Origin of the sequence: Allopontixanthobacter sp., assembly GCF_034376665.1 — a bacterium.
Classification (GTDB): Bacteria; Pseudomonadota; Alphaproteobacteria; order Sphingomonadales; family Sphingomonadaceae; genus Allopontixanthobacter.
In genome coordinates, this window is sequence record NZ_JAXMJI010000112.1 from 1 (window position 1) to 18,111 (window position 18,111).

The 18,111-nt window shown below is 61.0% G+C and carries 19 protein-coding genes and 1 tRNA gene; 14 read left to right on the forward strand and 6 right to left on the reverse strand.

Features of this window, described 5'->3' with window-relative positions; all coding sequences use genetic code 11:
• The 5 genes from U0988_RS12615 to U0988_RS12635 all read left to right on the forward strand — a co-directional run.
• Window positions 1-1,570 (forward strand): methylmalonyl-CoA mutase family protein (locus U0988_RS12615; RefSeq protein WP_322292981.1); only part of this gene is annotated, 1,570 nt, incomplete at its 5' end.
• Window positions 1,571-1,673: 103 nt separating this feature from the next.
• Entirely contained in the window at window positions 1,674-1,925 is a 252-nt protein-coding gene (locus tag U0988_RS12620) for a hypothetical protein (RefSeq protein ID WP_322292982.1), read from the forward strand.
• Window positions 1,922-2,932, forward strand: a complete 1,011-nt coding sequence (gene bioB, locus U0988_RS12625; RefSeq protein WP_322292983.1) for a biotin synthase BioB — start codon at window positions 1,922-1,924, stop codon at window positions 2,930-2,932. Before U0988_RS12620 ends, bioB begins: the two co-directional genes overlap by 4 nt.
• An 85-nt stretch (window positions 2,933-3,017) precedes the next feature.
• Window positions 3,018-3,419: a lysozyme inhibitor LprI family protein gene (locus U0988_RS12630; RefSeq protein WP_322292984.1), complete on the forward strand. Its 402-nt coding sequence runs from the start codon at window positions 3,018-3,020 to the stop codon at window positions 3,417-3,419.
• A gap of 46 nt (window positions 3,420-3,465) precedes the next feature.
• Window positions 3,466-5,487: an acetyl/propionyl/methylcrotonyl-CoA carboxylase subunit alpha gene (locus U0988_RS12635; protein WP_322292985.1), complete on the forward strand. Its 2,022-nt coding sequence runs from the start codon at window positions 3,466-3,468 to the stop codon at window positions 5,485-5,487.
• Between the two features lie 6 nt (window positions 5,488-5,493).
• Here U0988_RS12635 and U0988_RS12640 read toward each other — a convergent pair whose 3' ends face one another.
• From U0988_RS12640 to U0988_RS12650, 3 genes are all read right to left on the reverse strand, one after another.
• Window positions 5,494-5,946 carry a hypothetical protein gene (locus U0988_RS12640; RefSeq protein WP_322292986.1) on the reverse strand — a complete coding sequence of 151 codons (453 nt, stop codon included), beginning with the start codon at window positions 5,944-5,946 and terminating at the stop codon, window positions 5,494-5,496.
• A gap of 102 nt (window positions 5,947-6,048) precedes the next feature.
• Window positions 6,049-7,158, reverse strand: coding sequence for a 3-dehydroquinate synthase (gene aroB / locus U0988_RS12645; RefSeq protein WP_322292987.1), 1,110 nt, complete (start codon window positions 7,156-7,158; stop codon window positions 6,049-6,051).
• Window positions 7,149-7,751, reverse strand: coding sequence for a shikimate kinase (locus U0988_RS12650; RefSeq protein WP_322292996.1), 603 nt, complete (start codon window positions 7,749-7,751; stop codon window positions 7,149-7,151). The genes aroB and U0988_RS12650 overlap by 10 nt, the downstream gene beginning before the upstream one ends.
• 232 nt (window positions 7,752-7,983) lie before the next feature.
• On the opposite strand from U0988_RS12650, the gene U0988_RS12655 reads away from it, so the two are divergent.
• The 4 genes from U0988_RS12655 to U0988_RS12670 all read left to right on the forward strand — a co-directional run bounded on the left by U0988_RS12655 (window position 7,984) and on the right by U0988_RS12670 (window position 13,349).
• Window positions 7,984-9,861: a hypothetical protein gene (locus tag U0988_RS12655; RefSeq protein ID WP_322292988.1), complete on the forward strand. Its 1,878-nt coding sequence runs from the start codon at window positions 7,984-7,986 to the stop codon at window positions 9,859-9,861.
• 35 nt (window positions 9,862-9,896) lie between these two features.
• Entirely contained in the window at window positions 9,897-10,817 is a 921-nt protein-coding gene (locus U0988_RS12660) for a tyrosine recombinase (protein ID WP_322292997.1), read from the forward strand.
• A 15-nt stretch (window positions 10,818-10,832) separates the two neighbouring features.
• Entirely contained in the window at window positions 10,833-11,780 is a 948-nt protein-coding gene (locus U0988_RS12665) for an acetyl-CoA carboxylase carboxyltransferase subunit alpha (RefSeq protein ID WP_322292989.1), read from the forward strand.
• A gap of 99 nt (window positions 11,781-11,879) precedes the next feature.
• A complete protein-coding gene (locus U0988_RS12670) occupies window positions 11,880-13,349 on the forward strand; it encodes a M48 family metalloprotease (protein WP_322292998.1) in 1,470 nt (489 codons plus the stop codon).
• Window positions 13,350-13,451: 102 nt separating this feature from the next.
• Here the strand turns inward: U0988_RS12670 and U0988_RS12675 are convergent, their stop codons facing one another.
• Window positions 13,452-13,628 (reverse strand): Flp family type IVb pilin, encoded by a 177-nt coding sequence (locus tag U0988_RS12675; protein WP_322292990.1) that lies wholly within the window; start codon window positions 13,626-13,628, stop codon window positions 13,452-13,454.
• A gap of 111 nt (window positions 13,629-13,739) precedes the next feature.
• Window positions 13,740-13,922, reverse strand: a complete 183-nt coding sequence (locus tag U0988_RS12680) for a Flp family type IVb pilin (protein ID WP_322292999.1) — start codon at window positions 13,920-13,922, stop codon at window positions 13,740-13,742.
• A gap of 79 nt (window positions 13,923-14,001) precedes the next feature.
• Between U0988_RS12680 and U0988_RS12685 the strand changes: the two genes are divergently transcribed.
• The 5 genes from U0988_RS12685 to folE all read left to right on the forward strand — a co-directional run bounded on the left by U0988_RS12685 (window position 14,002) and on the right by folE (window position 17,369).
• Complete coding sequence (locus U0988_RS12685; protein ID WP_322292991.1) at window positions 14,002-14,469, forward strand: NUDIX domain-containing protein; 468 nt, start codon at window positions 14,002-14,004, stop codon at window positions 14,467-14,469.
• Window positions 14,470-14,515: 46 nt separating this feature from the next.
• Window positions 14,516-14,592, forward strand: a tRNA-Arg gene (locus U0988_RS12690).
• Between the two features lie 118 nt (window positions 14,593-14,710).
• Complete coding sequence (locus U0988_RS12695) at window positions 14,711-15,202, forward strand: hemerythrin domain-containing protein (RefSeq protein ID WP_322292992.1); 492 nt, start codon at window positions 14,711-14,713, stop codon at window positions 15,200-15,202.
• 21 nt (window positions 15,203-15,223) lie between these two features.
• Window positions 15,224-16,759 carry a phospholipase D-like domain-containing protein gene (locus U0988_RS12700; protein ID WP_322292993.1) on the forward strand — a complete coding sequence of 512 codons (1,536 nt, stop codon included), beginning with the start codon at window positions 15,224-15,226 and terminating at the stop codon, window positions 16,757-16,759.
• 1 nt (window position 16,760) lies between these two features.
• Window positions 16,761-17,369, forward strand: coding sequence for a GTP cyclohydrolase I FolE (folE, locus tag U0988_RS12705; RefSeq protein ID WP_322292994.1), 609 nt, complete (start codon window positions 16,761-16,763; stop codon window positions 17,367-17,369).
• Here the strand turns inward: folE and U0988_RS12710 are convergent.
• On the reverse strand, window positions 17,350-18,111 hold a 762-nt coding region (locus U0988_RS12710; RefSeq protein ID WP_322292995.1), incomplete at its 5' end, for a phosphatase PAP2 family protein. The two genes, folE and U0988_RS12710, sit on opposite strands and share 20 nt — an antisense overlap.

The following is an 18,111-nucleotide window of genomic DNA, read 5'->3' on the forward strand; positions in this document are numbered from 1 at the left end:
GCAGGAACTCGCCTTCACCATTGCCGACGGCAAGGAATATGTGAAATCGGCAATGGCCACCGGGCTGGATATCGACGCTTTCGCCGGGCGGCTGTCGTTCTTCTTCGGCATCGGCATGAATTTCTTCATGGAAATCGCCAAGCTGCGCGCCGCGCGCACGCTTTGGTACAAGGTGATGGACGATCTGGGCGCGAAGTCCGAACGTTCCAAGATGCTGCGCACCCATTGCCAGACATCCGGCGTGTCGCTGCAGGAACAGGACCCCTACAACAATGTCATCCGCACCACGGTAGAGGCGATGGCGGCGACGCTGGGCGGCACGCAGTCGCTCCACACCAACGCGCTGGACGAAGCGATCGCTCTGCCGACCGATTTCAGCGCCCGCATCGCGCGCAACACGCAGCTGGTGCTGCAGGAAGAAGCCGGGATTACCAAGGTCGTCGATCCCCTGGGCGGCAGCTATTATATCGAGGCACTGACCGCGAAGCTGGTCGAGGAAGCCGAAGCGCTGATGGCCGAAGTGGACGCGGCGGGCGGCATGACCAAGGCGGTTGCGTCCGGCATGCCGAAACAGCGGATCGAGGAAGCCGCCGCCGCCAAGCAGACCCGCGTAGATCGCGGCGAGGACGTGATCATCGGGGTCAACAAATACCGCCTCCACACCGAAGATTCGATGGACACGCTCGACATCGACAACCACGCCGTCCGCAAGGGCCAGATCGCCCGGCTGGAGAAAAACCGCGCTGGCCGTGACGAGGCCGCGTGTCAGGCGGCGCTGAAGGCGCTGACCGAAGCATGCAGAAATCCTCCCCGATCCGGGGAGGGGGACCAGCCGCAGGCAGGGGGAGGGGCACATTCCACGAGCGTAGTCCGTGTGGGGCGTGCCCCTCCGTCATCCGCTGGCGCAGATGCCACCTACCCGGGCCGGGGAGGATTGGAAAACAACCTCCTTGCCCTTGCGGTTGAGGCTGCCCGCCAGCGCGCTACTTTGGGCGAGATTTCCACCGCGATGGAGGAGGTTTTCGGCCGCTACGACACGGTGCCGACCCCGGTGAAGGGCGTTTACAAGACTGCCTATGAATTCGACCAGCGCTGGGCCCAGGTGCTTGACGGAGTTAACGCGGTGGAACGCCGCCTAGGCCGCAAACCGAAGATCATGGTCGCCAAGATGGGCCAGGACGGTCACGACCGCGGCGCGAATGTGATCGCCAGTGCCTTCACCGATATGGGCTTCGAGGTGGTTTCCGGACCCCTGTTCCAGACCCCCGAGGAAACCGCCGCGATGGCGTTGGAGAAGGATGTCGATGCCATCGGCGCCAGCAGCCTTGCCGCCGGGCACAAGACGCTCATCCCCGAACTGGTCCGCTTGGTTAAGGAAGCGGGCCGCGCCGATATCAAGGTCGTCGCGGGAGGCGTGATCCCGCCGCAGGATTACGAATTCCTGCGCGAAGCCGGGGTGCAGGGTATCTACGGCCCGGGCAGCAATGTGGTGGAGTGCGGCGCGGATATGTTGCGGCTTCTGGGGCACAACATGCCACCCGCCGTGGATGATCTGGAGGCGGCGGAATGACCCATCCTTTCGTCATTGCGAGGAGCCGCAGGCGACGCGGCAATCCACGGCGCTGGTCCATGGTTTGCTTCGCTACGCTCGCAATGACGAGGGAGGGAGCGGAGTGACACGTCTTGTCTTGATTGGAACTCTAGTCCTCTCGGTTATTCTTTTTGGGATCGGCTATGCGATTGAGTTTATCGTCACAATTTTCGCAATGGCATTCGATCTGCCTGGTCCATATTCAGATGACCCAGTTGCATGGGTCTGGTTTGGTGTGAGTCTCATTTTGGTGCTCATCATTTCATTCCTATTCTGTCGATGGTTCGCAAAGAGCATCGAAAAAAAGTTTGAAGCCGAAAGCACATTCAAATGACCGAACCCCGCACCGACTGGACCCGCACCGAAATCGCGGCGCTCTTCGACCTTCCGTTCACCGAACTGTTGTTCCAGGCGGCCACCGTCCACCGCGAGAACCATCCGCCAGAACAAATTCAACTCTGCACCCTGCTCAGCATCAAGACCGGCGGTTGCCCGGAAGATTGCGGCTATTGCAGCCAGTCTGTGAAGGCAGACAGCGGGGTCGAGGCGACCAAGCTGATGGATGTGCAGGCAGTATTGCAATCCGCCGCGCAGGCGAAGGACCATGGCAGCCAGCGGTTCTGCATGGGCGCAGCGTGGCGCAATCCCAAGGACCGCGACATGCCTGCGATCGTCGAGATTGTGAAGGGCGTGCGCGGCATGGGCCTCGAAACCTGCATGACGCTGGGGATGCTGACCCCGAAACAGGCGGGGATGCTGGCGGAGGCGGGCCTCGATTATTACAACCACAATATCGACAGCAGCCCCGAATATTACGAGCGCGTCATCACCACGCGAACGATGGACGAACGGCTCGATACGCTGGCGAACGTCCGCGCTTCCGGCATCAATGTGTGCAGCGGCGGGATTGTCGGCATGGGCGAAACGCGGGAAGACCGGGTGGGCTTCATCCACACGCTCGCCACGCTGCCGCAGCATCCCGAAAGCGTGCCGGTCAACGCGCTAGTCCCGGTCAAGGGCACCGTGCTGGGCGATATGCTGGCCGATACGCCGATGGCCAAGATCGACGATATCGAATTCGTCCGCACCGTCGCGGTGGCGCGGATCACCATGCCGCTGAGCATGGTGCGGCTGTCTGCCGGGCGCGAAAGCATGTCCGATGCGGCGCAGGCGCTGTGCTTCATGGCGGGCGCGAATTCGATCTTCACCGGCGACAAATTGCTGACCGCCCCCAATGCGGGCGATGACAGCGACGCGGCCTTGTTTGCGCGGCTCGGCCTGACTGCGCTGCAGGGCGAGGAACCGCTGCGCGCCTGCAAAGTGATGGAACCGGCAGAGTGACTGCTCGCCTCTCCGCCGCCGATCGCTTGCTTTGTTTCACCGCAGATTCGACCGGCTTTGCAATGCAGCGGAAGGGGACTGCGCAATGATCGCCTTGCTGCCTTTACTCCTGCTGGCGGGAGAACCCGAGACCGACTGCGACAATCCGATCATGCAGGCGGAAATGAACTTTTGCGCTTATCAGGATTCCGAGGCTGCCGACGCGGAATTGAATGCGCAGTGGCAGCTGACCGCAGCGACCATGAAGCTGCGCGATGAGAATCTCGACCTCACACACGACAATCGTGAAGGATTTTTCGATACCCTCTTGAAGGCGCAGCGCGCGTGGATCGCCTATCGCGATGCACATTGTATGAGCGAAGGCTATTTCGCGCGCGGCGGAAGCATGGAGCCGATGCTTTTCAGTCGATGCCTCACACGTCTGACGATCGAGCGTACCGAAAAACTCAGACAACTGGCGAAAGATTACGAAGAGATTCTGCCTTGACGATCAAGCGCACCGAACAACTGACCGAATTGGTGGGAAATTACTGATGTTCAAGAAAATCCTTATCGCCAACCGCGGCGAAATTGCCTGCCGGGTTATCAAGACCGCGCGCCGGATGGGGATTGCCACCGTGGCGGTCTATTCCGATGCGGACGCCCGCGCCCCATTCGTCAGGATGGCCGACGAAGCGGTCAATATCGGGCCATCCGCCGCGTCGGAAAGCTATCTGGTCGCGGAAAAGATCATCGCCGCCTGCAAGCAGACCGGGGCCGAGGCAGTTCATCCGGGCTATGGTTTCCTGTCCGAACGGACCAGCTTTGCCGAGGCGCTGGCGAAGGAAGGGATCGAATTTATCGGCCCGCCGGTGAACGCTATTGCCGCCATGGGCGACAAGATCGAAAGCAAGAAACTGGCGCTGGAAGCGGGCGTCAACGTGGTTCCCGGCTTCGTCGGCGAAATCGATGATACCGAGCACGCGGTGCGGATTTCGGAAGAAATCGGCTATCCGGTGATGATGAAGGCCAGTGCCGGCGGCGGCGGCAAGGGTATGCGGCTCGCTTATAGCGAACAGGACGTGCGCGAAGGGTTCGAAGCGACCAAGCGCGAAGGGCTCAATTCCTTTGGCGATGACCGTGTATTCATCGAGAAATTTATCCTCAATCCCCGCCATATCGAAATCCAGATCCTGGGCGATAAGCACGGCAATATTCTCTACCTCAATGAACGCGAATGCAGCATCCAGCGCCGCCACCAGAAAGTGGTGGAGGAAGCCCCGTCGCCCTTCGTCACGCCCAAGATGCGCAAGGCGATGGGTGAGCAATGCGTCGCGCTGGCGGCGGCGGTTGGCTATTACAGCGCGGGCACGGTCGAGCTGATTGTCAGCGGCGCGGACCCGAGCGGGGAGAGTTTCTACTTCCTGGAAATGAACACCCGCCTGCAGGTCGAACATCCGGTGACCGAGGCAATCACCGGGGTCGATCTGGTCGAACAGATGATCCGCGTTGCCGCCGGTGAGAAGCTGGAAATGACGCAGGACGATGTGACTATCGACGGCTGGGCCATCGAAAACCGCGTCTATGCCGAAGATCCCTATCGCGGGTTCCTGCCCAGCACCGGGCGGCTGGTGCATTATGAACCGCCTGTCGAACCCTGGGCTGATGACGGGGACGCGAACGGACGGCGCGGGGTGGACGGAGTTCGCGTGGATGACGGGGTGTTCGAAGGCGGCGAAGTCAGCATGTTCTACGATCCGATGATCGCCAAGCTGGTGACCTGGGGCGAAACGCGGGGCGAAGCCGCCGACTTGCAGATCCAGGCGCTCGATGCGTTCCGGATCGAAGGGCTGGGGCACAATGTCGATTTCCTCAGCGCAATCATGCAGCATCCGCGTTTCCGCTCCGGCGAACTCACCACCGGTTTCATAGCCGAGGAATATCCGGACGGGTTCGAAGGCGCGGCGACGTCGGACCACCTCAAGCGCGCACTAGCCGCGATTGCCGGCGTGATCGCGACCGCCGACGCCGACCGCGCCCAGCGAATCGATCAGCGCCTGAATGGCCGCACCGCGCCTCCGGGCGACTGGGTGGTTACGCTGGACGGGCGCGATTACGCGGTCAGTCTGGAGGAAGACGGCATTACCGTCGACGGCGCCCAGATCGAGCTCGAAATGGAATATACGCCGGGCGACGTGATAGTGGATGTCGAGGTGGATGATGATCCGCTGACGATCCAGCTAAAGCCGACCCGCACCGGCTATGCGATTACCACGCGCGGCGCGAAGCATGTGCTGCGCATTCTGCCAGCCCATATTGCGCATCTGGCCAGCCACATGATCGAGAAGATCCCGCCCGATCTGTCGAAGTTCCTGATCTGCCCGATGCCCGGCCTGCTGATGAAACTGCATGTCGGGGAAGGCGAGGACGTTCAGCCCGGACAGCCACTTGCGACTGTCGAGGCGATGAAGATGGAAAACATCCTGCGCGCAGAAAAAGCCGGTGTCGTCGCAAAAATCAACGCGGCGCAAGGCGACAGCCTCGCGGTAGATGCAGTTATTCTGGAGCTGGAATAGGCGACGCTAACTCGCGTCAGCAAAATCCATGGACATGATCGTATTGCCCTTGGTTATCCTGGCGATCTTGAAATGCCACCGGGTCAGGTAATTTTCGTGCTGACAGACATAGGTCAGCCGGATCATAAGGGAACCAAGATGGCTGCGTTCGGCAAGCTCACATTGCTGGATCGGACCATATATCTCGGCGACAGTGGTAATCTGGCCAACAAGTACCGAAATCTGGGATTTCATGTTGCCGACGAGCGGGTTGGATTCGAACGCCAATTCGACGGCGTCCTGGAATTTGTTCGCCTTGAGGTTTGAAATAATCGGGTCAACCGTTTCGGCCGCTCGTGAATAATCCATCTCTGTCGGGACGGCGACAGTCTCCGGATCAGTGGCAAAAGCCGAGGTCGGAAAAATCGCCGCTGCCAACAAAACAGCAGATACTTTGTGGCTGACTCGCATTCTGGTCACGTGCATCCCCCTTGCGAGCGCCAGGATCGAATAGAGCGCCGCGAATCAAGGTCTAGCGATACGGCTTTGATTGTAAAGGCAATGGTTTCATATTCTTGCCGGTTAAGATCGCTGCAATTCCTCGTCCAGAAATGCCGCTACATCGCTCAATGTGACGTTCCGGTCCAAAAATGCTGCACCGATGCTGCGCAGCAGAATGAACGGCAGGGTGCCTGCATCCATCTTCTTGTCGTGCAGCATGTGATCGGCCAGTTCCTTGCCGCTACAGTTCAGGCCAAGCGTGGAAAGCTCGGTTGGCAGGCCGGCAGCCGCGATGGCCCTTGAAACCCGCGCAGCATCGCCCCGAGAGATAAATCCGCGGCGCGCGGAATAGCGCGCGGCCAGCGCCATGCCCAAGGCAACGCCTTCGCCGTGGAGCAGGCGTTCCGAGAAGCCGGTCTGCGCTTCCAGCGCATGACCGAATGTGTGGCCCAGATTGAGGAGCGCGCGCGCGCCGGTGGTTTCGCGTTCGTCCTGCGCCACGATCCGCGCCTTGGCGGCCACGCTGCGTGCAACCGCCTGTTCAAGCAGGTGCTTGTCGCCGGAAATGGCTGCGGGTCCATTGGCTTCGCACCAGTCGAAGAATTCGGCGTCGCCCAGAATGCCGTATTTGATCACTTCGGCATAGCCGGCGCGCATTTCGCGCGGAGGAAGGGTGCCGAGCGCGTCGAGGTCGGCGAGGACCAGCGAAGGCTGGTGAAACGCCCCGACGAGGTTCTTGCCCGCTGATGTGTTGATCGCGGTCTTTCCCCCGACGGAGGAATCGACCTGCGCCAGCAGCGTCGTGGGCAATTGGATAAATCCGCAGCCGCGCTTGAGGATTGCCGCAGCAAAACCGGACAGGTCCCCCACAACGCCGCCGCCAAGCGCGAGGATATGGTCTCCGCGCTCCACCTCTTCGTTCAGCAGCCAATCGACTGTGCGGGCAAGTTCGGCCCAGCTCTTCGCCCGCTCGCCTGCGGGCAGCACATGCCACCGGACTTCGTGACCGGCCGCGGCGAGGGAGCGCTCGACCGGTTCGCGCCAATGCTGCGCAACATTTTCATCGGTGATCACCGGAACCCGCGGCTTGCGCAGAAAAGGCGAGCAATGCGCAGCGACATTGGCCAGCAATCCGGCCTCCACCCGTACGTCATAGGCGCGGCCCGCCAGCTCGACCGGAATTACAGCCATTTGTCTATTGCCTCGATTATTGCCAGGGCAGTGTCCTGGTGCGGCCCGGTCCGGCTGTTGATCCTGATCGGTGCCTGCGCATAGAACTCCCGGCGTTCCCGGTGCAGGCGGGAGAGGATTTCATGTGGGTCGCCGCCGCGCAGCAGCGGGCGGACGTTGCGCCGACCGGTGCGTTCTACCAGCGTATCGATGTCGCAATCGATCCATACCGCCACCGCTTCCGCCAGAATCAATGCGCGGGTTTCCGAATTGCAGAACGCGCCGCCCCCGGTAGCAATGACTCCGCCCTTGTTCCGAGCGGAGTCTTCAATCAATCGTGCGATCACCCGCCGTTCGCCGTCGCGGAAATATTCCTCGCCGAATTGTTCGAAGATTTCTGCGATCGACAACTGCGCGGCATCTTCGATCGCATCGTCGGCATCAACGAACTCCGTTCGCAGCAGGCTCGCTAGTCGCCGCCCGACGGTAGTTTTTCCGGCACCCATCAGGCCAACCAGCACTATAGGCCGCCCGATCCGCGCAGCAATCGCGCGGGCCGCTGCGGCATCGGGATGCCTGCCCCGCCCGGGAGGAGCCGAAGGTTGATCGTCCATATCCATTGCCGCTTCGCCTATAGATGCGCTAGGCGGGGCGCAACTATGGTTCACGATCGGTGCAGACAGATTTCATCATGCCCTCTAAACGGATTCTAGGATTGCTGGCCGTTATGGTAGCACTGTTGCTGGCCTATGCCTGGATCGATGGGGGGGAAGAATCCTTGCGCCCGATCGTCCAGCCCGTATCAGCACCCGCCGACCCATCTGCCGTATTACCGGAGCCTGCGCCATGACCGGAAAGAAAGACAAGACCGGGAAAACGCCCTTGCGCCGCGTGCTGTTCGCTGGGGCGGGCGCGGCGGCGCTGTGTTCGGCTCTGGCCGTCGCGCACGGCGCCCCGACATCGCTGCTGCCGCCAGGTTTCGACGATCCCACCCCCGCGCCGTCCCCCGCACCCCGGCCGGCATCGACGCCGCGCCCGGCCGCCCCGCCAGCAACGCCTGTGCCTGGCGGAACTCCGGTGGTGCAGCCGCTACCGTCACCGGGCGAGAGGTCAGTCCAGGAACTGATCAACGTTCCCGACGGGTTGCCGTCGCTAAGCGAACTGGAATCGATGGATGCGGACGAACTCGACGAATTGCTCGGTCTCAAGCCGAAATTCGATATCCCGCCCGCTGCGCGTCGTTCGTTGTCACGGGTAGGGATTCTGGCCTCGACCGAGGGCGGACTTCCCCCGGCGGCGCTGGCAAACCAGCCGGCCTCGATTGTGCGGGCTGCCCTGACAGGCACCAGGGGGCCGGTTGTCTCGCGCTGGGGCCACATCATGCTGCGCCGGGCACTCGCCAGCCGCCTTGCAGCGCCGCAAGGAATGGACCCGGTCGAATTTGCCGCCCTGCGCGCTAATGCCCTCAATCGGCTGGGAGAATTTTCCGCCGCGCGGACGCTGGTGCAGGATGTCGATACCAGCAATTGGGACAAACGGCTGACCGACACGGCGCTAACCGCTTATATCGGAACGGCGGATCTGGTCGGCGCGTGTCCCGCGGTCAAGCTGCAGGGCGGCGGGCGCGACGATCCCCAGTGGAAGATGCTCCAATCGATTTGCGACGCCTATTCCGGCCAGGAAGTCCGCGCCAATACGCAGCTCAACAGGGCCCTGTCGCGGCAGATCGCGCCCGATATCGACGTGCTGCTGGCCCAGCGTTATGCCGGCGCGGCGGGCCGTGGCCGGCGGGCGGTGACGCTGGAATGGGACACTGTCGACGATATGACACCCTGGCGATTTGCGCTGGCAACGGCGGTGGGCGCGGAAATACCGGCTGTCCTGCTGGAGGATGCCGGGGCCTATTATGAACGGGTATCCGCAGTCGCCCCGATGCTGGCACTGCCGCAGCGTATCGCCGGCTCGGCGCGCGCGGCGAGCGAGGGCATTCTGTCATCGGCGGCGCTGGTCGATCTCTATGCCCAGATATACGCAGTGGATGATTTCGAGGATCCCGCTGCGGAGACCGCCGAGCTGCTGCAGACCGCCTATGTCGGGGGAAGTCCGCAAGACCGTCTGGCTGCGATGAAATCTATCTGGAGCGTCGAGGGCCCCAGTGGTTACAGCGGTCTGGTGCTGACCGCCTATGCCGCCGCCCGGATGCCGGTAAGCGAGGATTTCGAAGCCGATGCAGGGCAATTGATCGCATCGATGCTGGCCGCCGGGCTTGACCGCAATGCACTGCGATGGGCGCCTGTGGTCGAACAGGGCAGCGAGGGCTGGGCGCTGCTGGCCTTGGCCCAGCCTGCTCGAGGCAGTCCGGTTGGTGCCGGAGGGCTCGACAGTTTTTTCGATGACGATTCCAGTTCGGAGCAGCGCAAATCGAAATTCCTGCTGGCCGGATTGGCCGGTTTGGGCCGGGTCGAGCCATCGGTAATTTCCGATCTGTCGGGGCGGGTCTCGATCGATCTGGGGCGCCAGTCCAAATGGAGCCGGTTGATCGACAGGGCGGCCGAAGTCCGCAACCCGGCGCTGGTTGCCTATCTGGCAGGTGTCGGGATGCAGGGCGAAGGATGGGACAAGATGACGGCGCTGCATCTCTATCACATCGTATCGGCCCTGAATCGCGTCGGGATGGAAGCCGAAGCCAGGATGATCGCGGCGGAGGCCGTCGCGCGCGGGTAGCCCGGCGGGCGGAACGGCAGAAGGGGAGCGTCGCCATTTCCGACGAAATCGACAGCTTTCTGGCCATGCTCGCGGCGGAACGCGGCGCGGCGGCCAACACGCTGCTCGCCTATCGCCGCGATCTGGAGGGCGCGCAGGAACGGATCGGTAGCCTGGCAGGAGCGCAGGCAGCGGACCTGGCGAAGCTGGGAGCGGCGTGGTCCGACCTGGCACCTTCGAGCCTTGCCCGGAAGGCATCGGCCTTGCGGCAGTTCTACGGCTTTCTGGTGGACGAGGGGGTGCGGGCAGACGATCCTTCTGCGGCCCTGCCGCGCGCGACGCCGCGAAGGCCGCTACCGAGAATCCTGTCCCACGCCCAGATTTCCGCCTTGTTCGCCCAGGCGGAACTTGAGGCGTCTGGCGGAAAGCCGGCGGCTGTTCGGCTGCTGGCGTTGCTCGAGATGCTTTATGGATCGGGCCTGCGCGCCACCGAACTGGTGTCGCTCCCGCTGTCCGCAATCCCTCGCGACGCTCCGCTGCTGACGGTCACCGGCAAGGGCGGACAGGCCCGCCTGGTGCCGGTGGGCAAGCGGGCGAGGGCAGCGCTTGCGGATTGGGCAGCGGTGCGAAGCTGCAAAGTACCGCCGGGCAATAAATACCTTTTCCCTTCGCGTGGCAGCCATCTGTCGCGGGTCCGGCTGTTCCAGATGCTGAAAGACCTGGCCGTGCGGGCCGATCTCCCGCCGGAAAAGATCAGCCCGCACGTCCTTCGCCATGCCTTTGCCACCCATCTGCTGGAGGGCGGGGCGGACCTGCGCGTGCTCCAGACGTTGCTTGGTCACGCGGATATTGCGACCACGCAGATCTATACCCATGTCGATAGCGCACGGCTGGTGGCGCTGGTCAACCAGCGCCACCCTCTCGCCCGCCAGCGGGATAAAACGCGCGCCCGCCCCCTTGCCGATCGCGGCGACTAGGACTAGCGCGGCGCAATGATTGCATACCTCGAATTCGAGAAGCCGGTTGCCCAGCTTGAAGCCCGCATCGCAGAATTGCGCAGCGCCGCAGAGGGCGACGATGTCGACATCTCCGCAGAATTACGCCGGCTCGAGAAGAAGTGCGCCGCCCTGCTGGCCAGTACCTACGCTTCGCTGACCCCGTGGCAGAAGACACAGGTCGCCCGGCATCCGGCTCGCCCGCATTTTCGCGATTTCATCGAACACGCTTTCGATGATTTCATGCCGCTGGGTGGGGACCGTCTGTACGGCGAGGACGAGGCTATCCTGGGCGGGTTCGCCAGCCTTGGCGGACGCCGCGTGATGCTGATCGGCCATGAAAAGGGCCACGATACCCAGTCCCGCATCCGGCACAATTTCGGCATGGGCAAACCGGAGGGGTACCGCAAGGCGATCCGCCTGATGGAACTGGCCGGTCGGTTCGGACTGCCGGTGGTGACGCTGGTCGATACTTCGGTCGCATTCCCCGGGGTGGAAGCGGAAGAGCGCGGTCAGGCTGAAGCCATCGCCCGCTCGACAGAGGCCTGCCTGGCCTTGCCCGTGCCGATGGTGGCAACCATCGTGGGCGAGGGCGGATCGGGCGGCGCGGTCGCGCTGGCCAGCGCCGAGCGGGTGCTGATGTTGGAACATGCGGTCTATTCGGTGATCTCGCCGGAAGGCTGCGCGTCGATCCTGTGGCGCACCGCTGAAAAAGCGCCCGACGCCGCCGAAGCGATGAAGGTAACCGCGCAGCAATTGCTGCAGCTGAAAATTATCGACCGTATCGTTGCGGAGCCTGAAGGCGGGGCTCACCGCAACCCGGTGGAAGCGGCACAAACGCTCGGGCATATCCTGGGGGAAGAGCTGGACAGTCTTTCCGGCAAATCATCGGCGGAATTGCGGCAGCTCCGCGAAGAGCGCTATCTGCAGATCGGTTCTCTCTGACACCGGAACAAAGTTGCTACCTCGCTGGTTCTGACGTTGATACCAGACGGTAGCAGGCAGCAAGTCATGCTCCGTATCTCTGCGGGAGACCATTTCAACATGCCAAAGTTCAAGCAAACAGCTCTTTTTACGACAGCGATTGCTTCGCTTTCCCTCACCAGTTGTACGGCCATGGGCGGCGGCGATATTCCCAGCGCCTCCGCGCCGATTACTACGAGCGAAGCTCAGATGGGTGCTGAGGCCCATCCGCAGTTGCTGCAGGAATTCGGCGGTACATATCAGGGACCGCAGGCCGCCTATGTTGAACAGGTCGGCAAGAATATTGCAGTCCAGTCCGGGCTCGGCAATGCGCGGGACAGCTTTACGGTCACTTTGCTGAATAGCTCGGTCAACAACGCCTTCGCGATCCCCGGCGGCTATGTCTACGCAACGCGCCAGCTGGTGGGTCTGATGAACAACGAAGCGGAACTGGCCGGGGTGCTCGGCCACGAAGTCGGCCATGTTGCCGCGCGCCATTCGCAGCGACGCCAGTCCAAGGCCCAGCAAAATACGATAATCGGTGCCGCCGGGGCGATCCTGTCGGGTATCTTGCTCGGGGATAGCGGGCTGGGTGAAACAGTTTCCCGTGGCTTCCTGCAAGGTTCGCAATTGCTTACCCTGAAGTTTTCCCGCAGCCAGGAACTGCAGGCTGACGAGCTCGGCATCCAGTATCTGAACAGCGCCGGGTATGATCCGCGTGCGATGGCGACAGTGCTGCAGAGCCTGGCAGCGCAAAATGCGCTCGATTCCTCACTTCACGGTAATAACGCGTCGGTACCCGAGTGGGCTTCGACCCATCCCGATCCCGCCAGCCGGGTGCAATCAGCCTTCGCGAAGGCAGGGGCGGCGTCGGGGACGACCAACCGTGATACGTTCCTGACCCGCATCGACGGCATGATGTATGGCGATGATCCGGCTCAGGGGGTGATCGAGGGGCGCCAGTTCCTGCATCCCCAATTCCGCCTGGCGTTTACCGCCCCGACGGGATTCTACATGGTCAACGGCAGCCGGGCGGTGTCGATCAACGGTGAAAGCGGCAGTGCCCAGCTTTCAACTGCACCCTACAGCGGCAATCTCGACAGCTATGTGCGGTCGGTATTCAGCGCCTTGGCAGGTTCAGGGCAGAGCCTGGCCCCGGCGAGTATGCAGCGCACCACAGTCAACGGGATTCCGGCGATGTATGGCACGGCCCGCGTCACCAGCGGCGGCAATCAGGTGGATGTCACGGTGTTCGCATACGAGTTTTCGAACAATCAGGCGTTCCACTTTGCCACGATAAGCCCGGCCGGGCGGTCGGCTACATTTACCCCGATGTTCAATTCGATGCGGCGGATTTCGGCTTCGGAAGCTGCTGCAGTCGTGCCGCGCCGGATCGATGTGGTTACGGTCAGGCCGGGCGACACCGTCCGCACACTGGCGGGCCGGATGGCCTATACCACCGCGCAGGAACAGCGGTTCCGCGTGCTGAACGGGCTGGGCTCGTCGGATGTCGTTACCGCTGGCCAGAAGGTGAAGCTGGTGGTGAAGTGAGAGCAGCCAGGTCTGTGGTTTGAATGGCAGGATTACATTGCGCAAATAAAAAGGCGGCGGGGATTGCTCCCCGCCGCCTTCAAATTCTTGAATTAATGTGGCTTATGCCGCATTCGCATCTGTCAGTGAGGTGTTTACCTTCTGGAAGGTGCTGCTCAGCTGAGTGCCGACACCCTGCATTGCAGTGATGGCCGCAACTGCGATCAGAGCAGCGATCAGGCCGTATTCGATTGCAGTAGCGCCGTCTTCGTTACGGATCAGTTTGCTGAAGAATTTCATGTGTAGTCTCCTGGAATGGTCTTCGTTACCCGGCCCGACCGATGAATTCGATACGGACAAATCTGAAGGTAGAGCGAAAGAATTTACAACTTCCTAATGCCCCGCCCCACTCTATTGCGACGCCACGATTATTGCTGTGGAAACGTCGTTCCACATGTCGGTAACCGCAACGCCAAAGCCCTGAACAGCGCCAATTATGGCAAGAAAGATCAAAGCTAATATCAGACCATACTCGACTGCGGTGGCCCCCGAAGCGTCGCACCCGAGTCTGTTCAGGAATGTGCTCGGCTTCATATATTCACCCGTCGGTACGATCTGATGGATCACTATTTCGCCGCAAATCCTTAAGAAGAAGTTTCGAAGGCGATCGAATATGGAAAATAATCCGACATGGATTCCTGTAGTTGCCCTTGCTTTGCACGATGGCGAAGGGCGCTGGCTGATGCATTTGCGCGCTGAAAACAAGCAGCACGGCGGCCTGTGGGAATTCCCCGGGGGCAAGGTGGAACCGGGCGAAACCCCTGCAAATGCGTTGATTCGCGAGATTTTCGAGGAGCTGGGTATCACGCTGGACAGCAGCATGCTGAGCCCGGCGGGCTTCGCCGAAAGCGATCCGGACAGCGGCGAAATGCAGATTGTCATAATGCTTTACACGGGCGCACCATGGAACAGGCAACTTCCGGTGCAGCCGCGCTGTCTTGAAGGTGGCGGCGTTGGCTGGTTTACAGATGACGAGATAGAATTGCTCGCCAAGCCGCCAATGGATGCCATGCTTGCACGCCAGCTGTTTGCCCGGGCCAGACAAGCGGACGGCAAACAAGTGGGCGATCTGGGCGGATAAGGGATTGCCAAGCGCCGACGCCCCCCTTATGTGCCGCCCTCCATTGGCGCCCGTAGCTCAGCTGGATAGAGTACTTGACTACGAATCAAGGGGTCGGAGGTTCGAATCCTTCCGGGCGCACCAAAATCCGTAAGGCCATCCCGCGGGGAGGCCTTTTCGTTTTGGGGCGCTTCGGCGCGCAGTTTCGGAACCCTGCGCGCTTTGGCCTGTTGATGTGTGACACCCTACAAGGAGATACACATTGGCCGATGCAGCGGATATTTTCGCCCGCCTGAAACAGGATCATGACAAGCATCGCGCTTTGCTCGACAGACTGGCGGATACGCATGGCGAGACGGACGAGCGCAAGGAACTGCTCGAACAATTTACGCTGGAAGTTAAATCCCACGCCTCCGCCGAGGAACAGGCACTGTACTCGACGATGCTCCGCAAGCCCCAGACCACGGACGAAACCCGGCATTCGGTTGCCGAGCACCATGAAATCGAGGAGGCGCTGAACGATCTCGCCGCCACCGCTATGGATTCGAGCGCGTGGATGGCCAAGTTCAATCGGCTCGACCATGATTACCGCCACCATATCGAAGAAGAGGAAGACGACCACTTTCCAGACTTCGCGAAGCATCTTACATTCGAGGACACGCGCTATATGCGCGAGGTCTTCGACCGGCGAAAAGCAGACGAATTTGAAGATGCAGAGGTAACACCCGAAGCGCGAGACGACGCCAAAGAGTAAGTTTCATACGGGGGATGGTACATGCAGGGAGACGCCGATGGGGTCGATGCGGATGTGGATGCCTCGGTCGAGCCGGGAGTCTGGCGTTACGCCCGGGCCAAACGCGCGACGGTGATAATCGATGCGGCGGATTATTTTCGGCATATGCAGCAGGCGATGCTGGCCGCGCAGGAGCGTATTCTTCTGATCGGGTGGGATTTCGACACCCGCATCCACCTGGAACAAGGGCGCCGCTGGTATCAAAAGGGCCGCCGCCGCATCTATCCTTCCCGTTTGGGCAGTTTCATTCTGTGGCTGAGCCGGCATCGCAAGGGGCTGGAAATCCGGATCCTGAAGTGGAGCTACGGCGCGCTCAAGTTCTTCTCCCGCGGATCGATGATCGTCGATCTGGTCCGCTGGTGGCCGCATAAGCGGATCGATTTCAAATTCGATACCAACCATCCTGTCGGCGCCAGTCACCACCAGAAGATCGTCGTAATAGACAATCACGTCGCGGTGTGCGGCGGTATCGATATGACCACCAGGCGGTGGGATACGCGGGAGCATTTGGAGGTCAATCCCCTTCGCAAACGGCCGCGCGGCAAGGTTTACGGCCCTTGGCACGATGCAACCATGATGATCGAAGGCGAAGCGGCGTCTGCCTTGGGCGATCTGGCGCACGACCGATGGGCAATGGCGGGCGGGCCTGAGCTGAAGCCGGTGTCCGAAGCTGCGCAGCAGTCAAACGCGTGGCCGGACAAATTGGAGGCGCAATTCGAGAACGTCGAACTGGGCATTGCCCGGACACGAGGCGAGTATGGGGGCCAGCCGCAGATTGACGAAATTGCGGCACTCTTCGAACGGCAGATCGCGTCTGCGAAGGATTATATCTATGCGGAAAGCCAGTATTTCACGTCCCGCCGCATCGGTCAGGCAATCTGCGAGCGTCTGGCCCGGGATAATCCGCCCGAAATCCTGATCGTTCATGCCGAACATGCCGAGGGCTGGCTGGAACAACAGGCGATGGATCACGCGCGGGCGGAGCTGATACGGACCTTAGGGCATATTGATAAAGCGGGGCGATTTGGACTTTACGTGCCGTACACCGGCGAAACACCGATATATGTGCACGCCAAGATCATGATTATCGACGATCGCCTCCTGCGAATCGGGTCTGCGAACATGAATAACCGTTCGATGGGGCTCGATAGCGAATGCGACGTTTTTGTGGATTGCGAACGGCCGGGAAATGATCATTGCCGCGTGGAGGTTGCAAGATTGCGGCATTCGCTGCTGGCAGAGCATTGCGGACTGGAGATTGAAGAAGTGCCGGGACTGCTTGCGCGGCATGGCAGTATGGCCGAAATGATCCGGGCACTGGGGACAGGTCGTAACCGTACATTGCGGCGGTTCGAACTGCCGGAATTAAACGAGGTGCAGGAAGTGCTGGCCGAATCCAGCATCCTGGATCCCGAGACGCCCGAGGAACTGTTCGAACCTTACGCCCATGGCGGAATATTTCGGGATGGCAGCTTGCTCGGCAGGATTCGCAGCAAGGTCAAGAAGAGGAAGACATAGAGTGAGCAGTCTGGTGGGCCCCGATGAAGATGTGGAACGCGGTAAGCCGCCCGTTCCGCAAAATGTTCAGGATGCAATTCGCACCCTGATCGAATGGACCGGCGATGATCCGGACCGGGAAGGGCTGCGCGACACGCCCAAGCGGGTCGCGCGTGCCTGGAAGGAATATTGCCAGGGCTACGGCGAAGACCCCGCATATTATCTGAGCCGCGTATTTGAAGAAGTCGGCGGATATGACGAGGTTGTGCTGCTGCGCGACATTCCGTTCCAGTCGCACTGCGAACATCACATGGCACCGATCATCGGCAAGGCGGCGATCGCCTATCTGCCGCGCAACCATGTGGTCGGTATTTCAAAGTTGGCGCGGGTACTGCACGGATTTGCGCGGCGTCTGCAGATTCAGGAACGCCTGACCGCCGAGGTGGCGCAGTGTATCTGGGACAATCTCGAACCACACGGGGTTGCGGTGGTGATCGAGGCGAGCCATGCCTGCATGACCGCTCGCGGCGTCCGCACGCCGGGTGTCGGCATGGTCACCAGCCGTTTGATGGGATGTTTTCTCGACGACCAGCGGAGCCGCAAGGAAGTGCTCAGCTTGATGGGCTATTGATAGCGGAGCCGTCATTCGTGCCATATGCCGCCCACATCGCAACCTTGTAGGCTACCATCCAAACGATGACACCTGCAGCCAGATCGACAACATAATGTCCGCCCATTGGAATGGTCGAAACAATTACCAAAGCCGTCCAGACGACGGCCAGCCATCTGGTCGGGCTATTCCACAATGCTTGCGTTGCCAGCAATGCGAGCACCGTATGAAATGATGGAAAGACGACCACGCCATTCAGGTCTGAAAGTCCAACCAGCAATTTAGATCCATGGTAGAAGCGGTCGAAGGTGTCGCCCGCGTAAACGGCTGCACCAGCTGGAATGCCATTGCCTTGCAAATGAGCGAGATCGAAGAAAAACGCAGTACCCTTCGCCGGGAAGAAAACCGAAATTATGGCGACGATCTGCATGGTTATTACGATCGTGAGTGTCAGTTCCCAACAGCGCCCGATTTGCTTGCAAGCCAGCATACCGACAATTGCCGCTACGACTGCCAGGGACGACCAATTGTAAGCAATAGCCAACAGCTCTGACAGCCAGGGTGTTTGTGCGGTAAGGACAACGGCATCGGCCATATCTAGGCCCAGCATTGCATCAATTCCGGCCAGGCGGGCGTCTGCCACCGGCATTTTCATGCGCAGACCGGTGTTCGCGACAAGGCCGCAAAGTATAAGCGAAATCGTCGCAATAGCGGTTATGATGGCAGCGTTCGCCAGCCGTAAATCGTCGTGGCGCGCAAAACA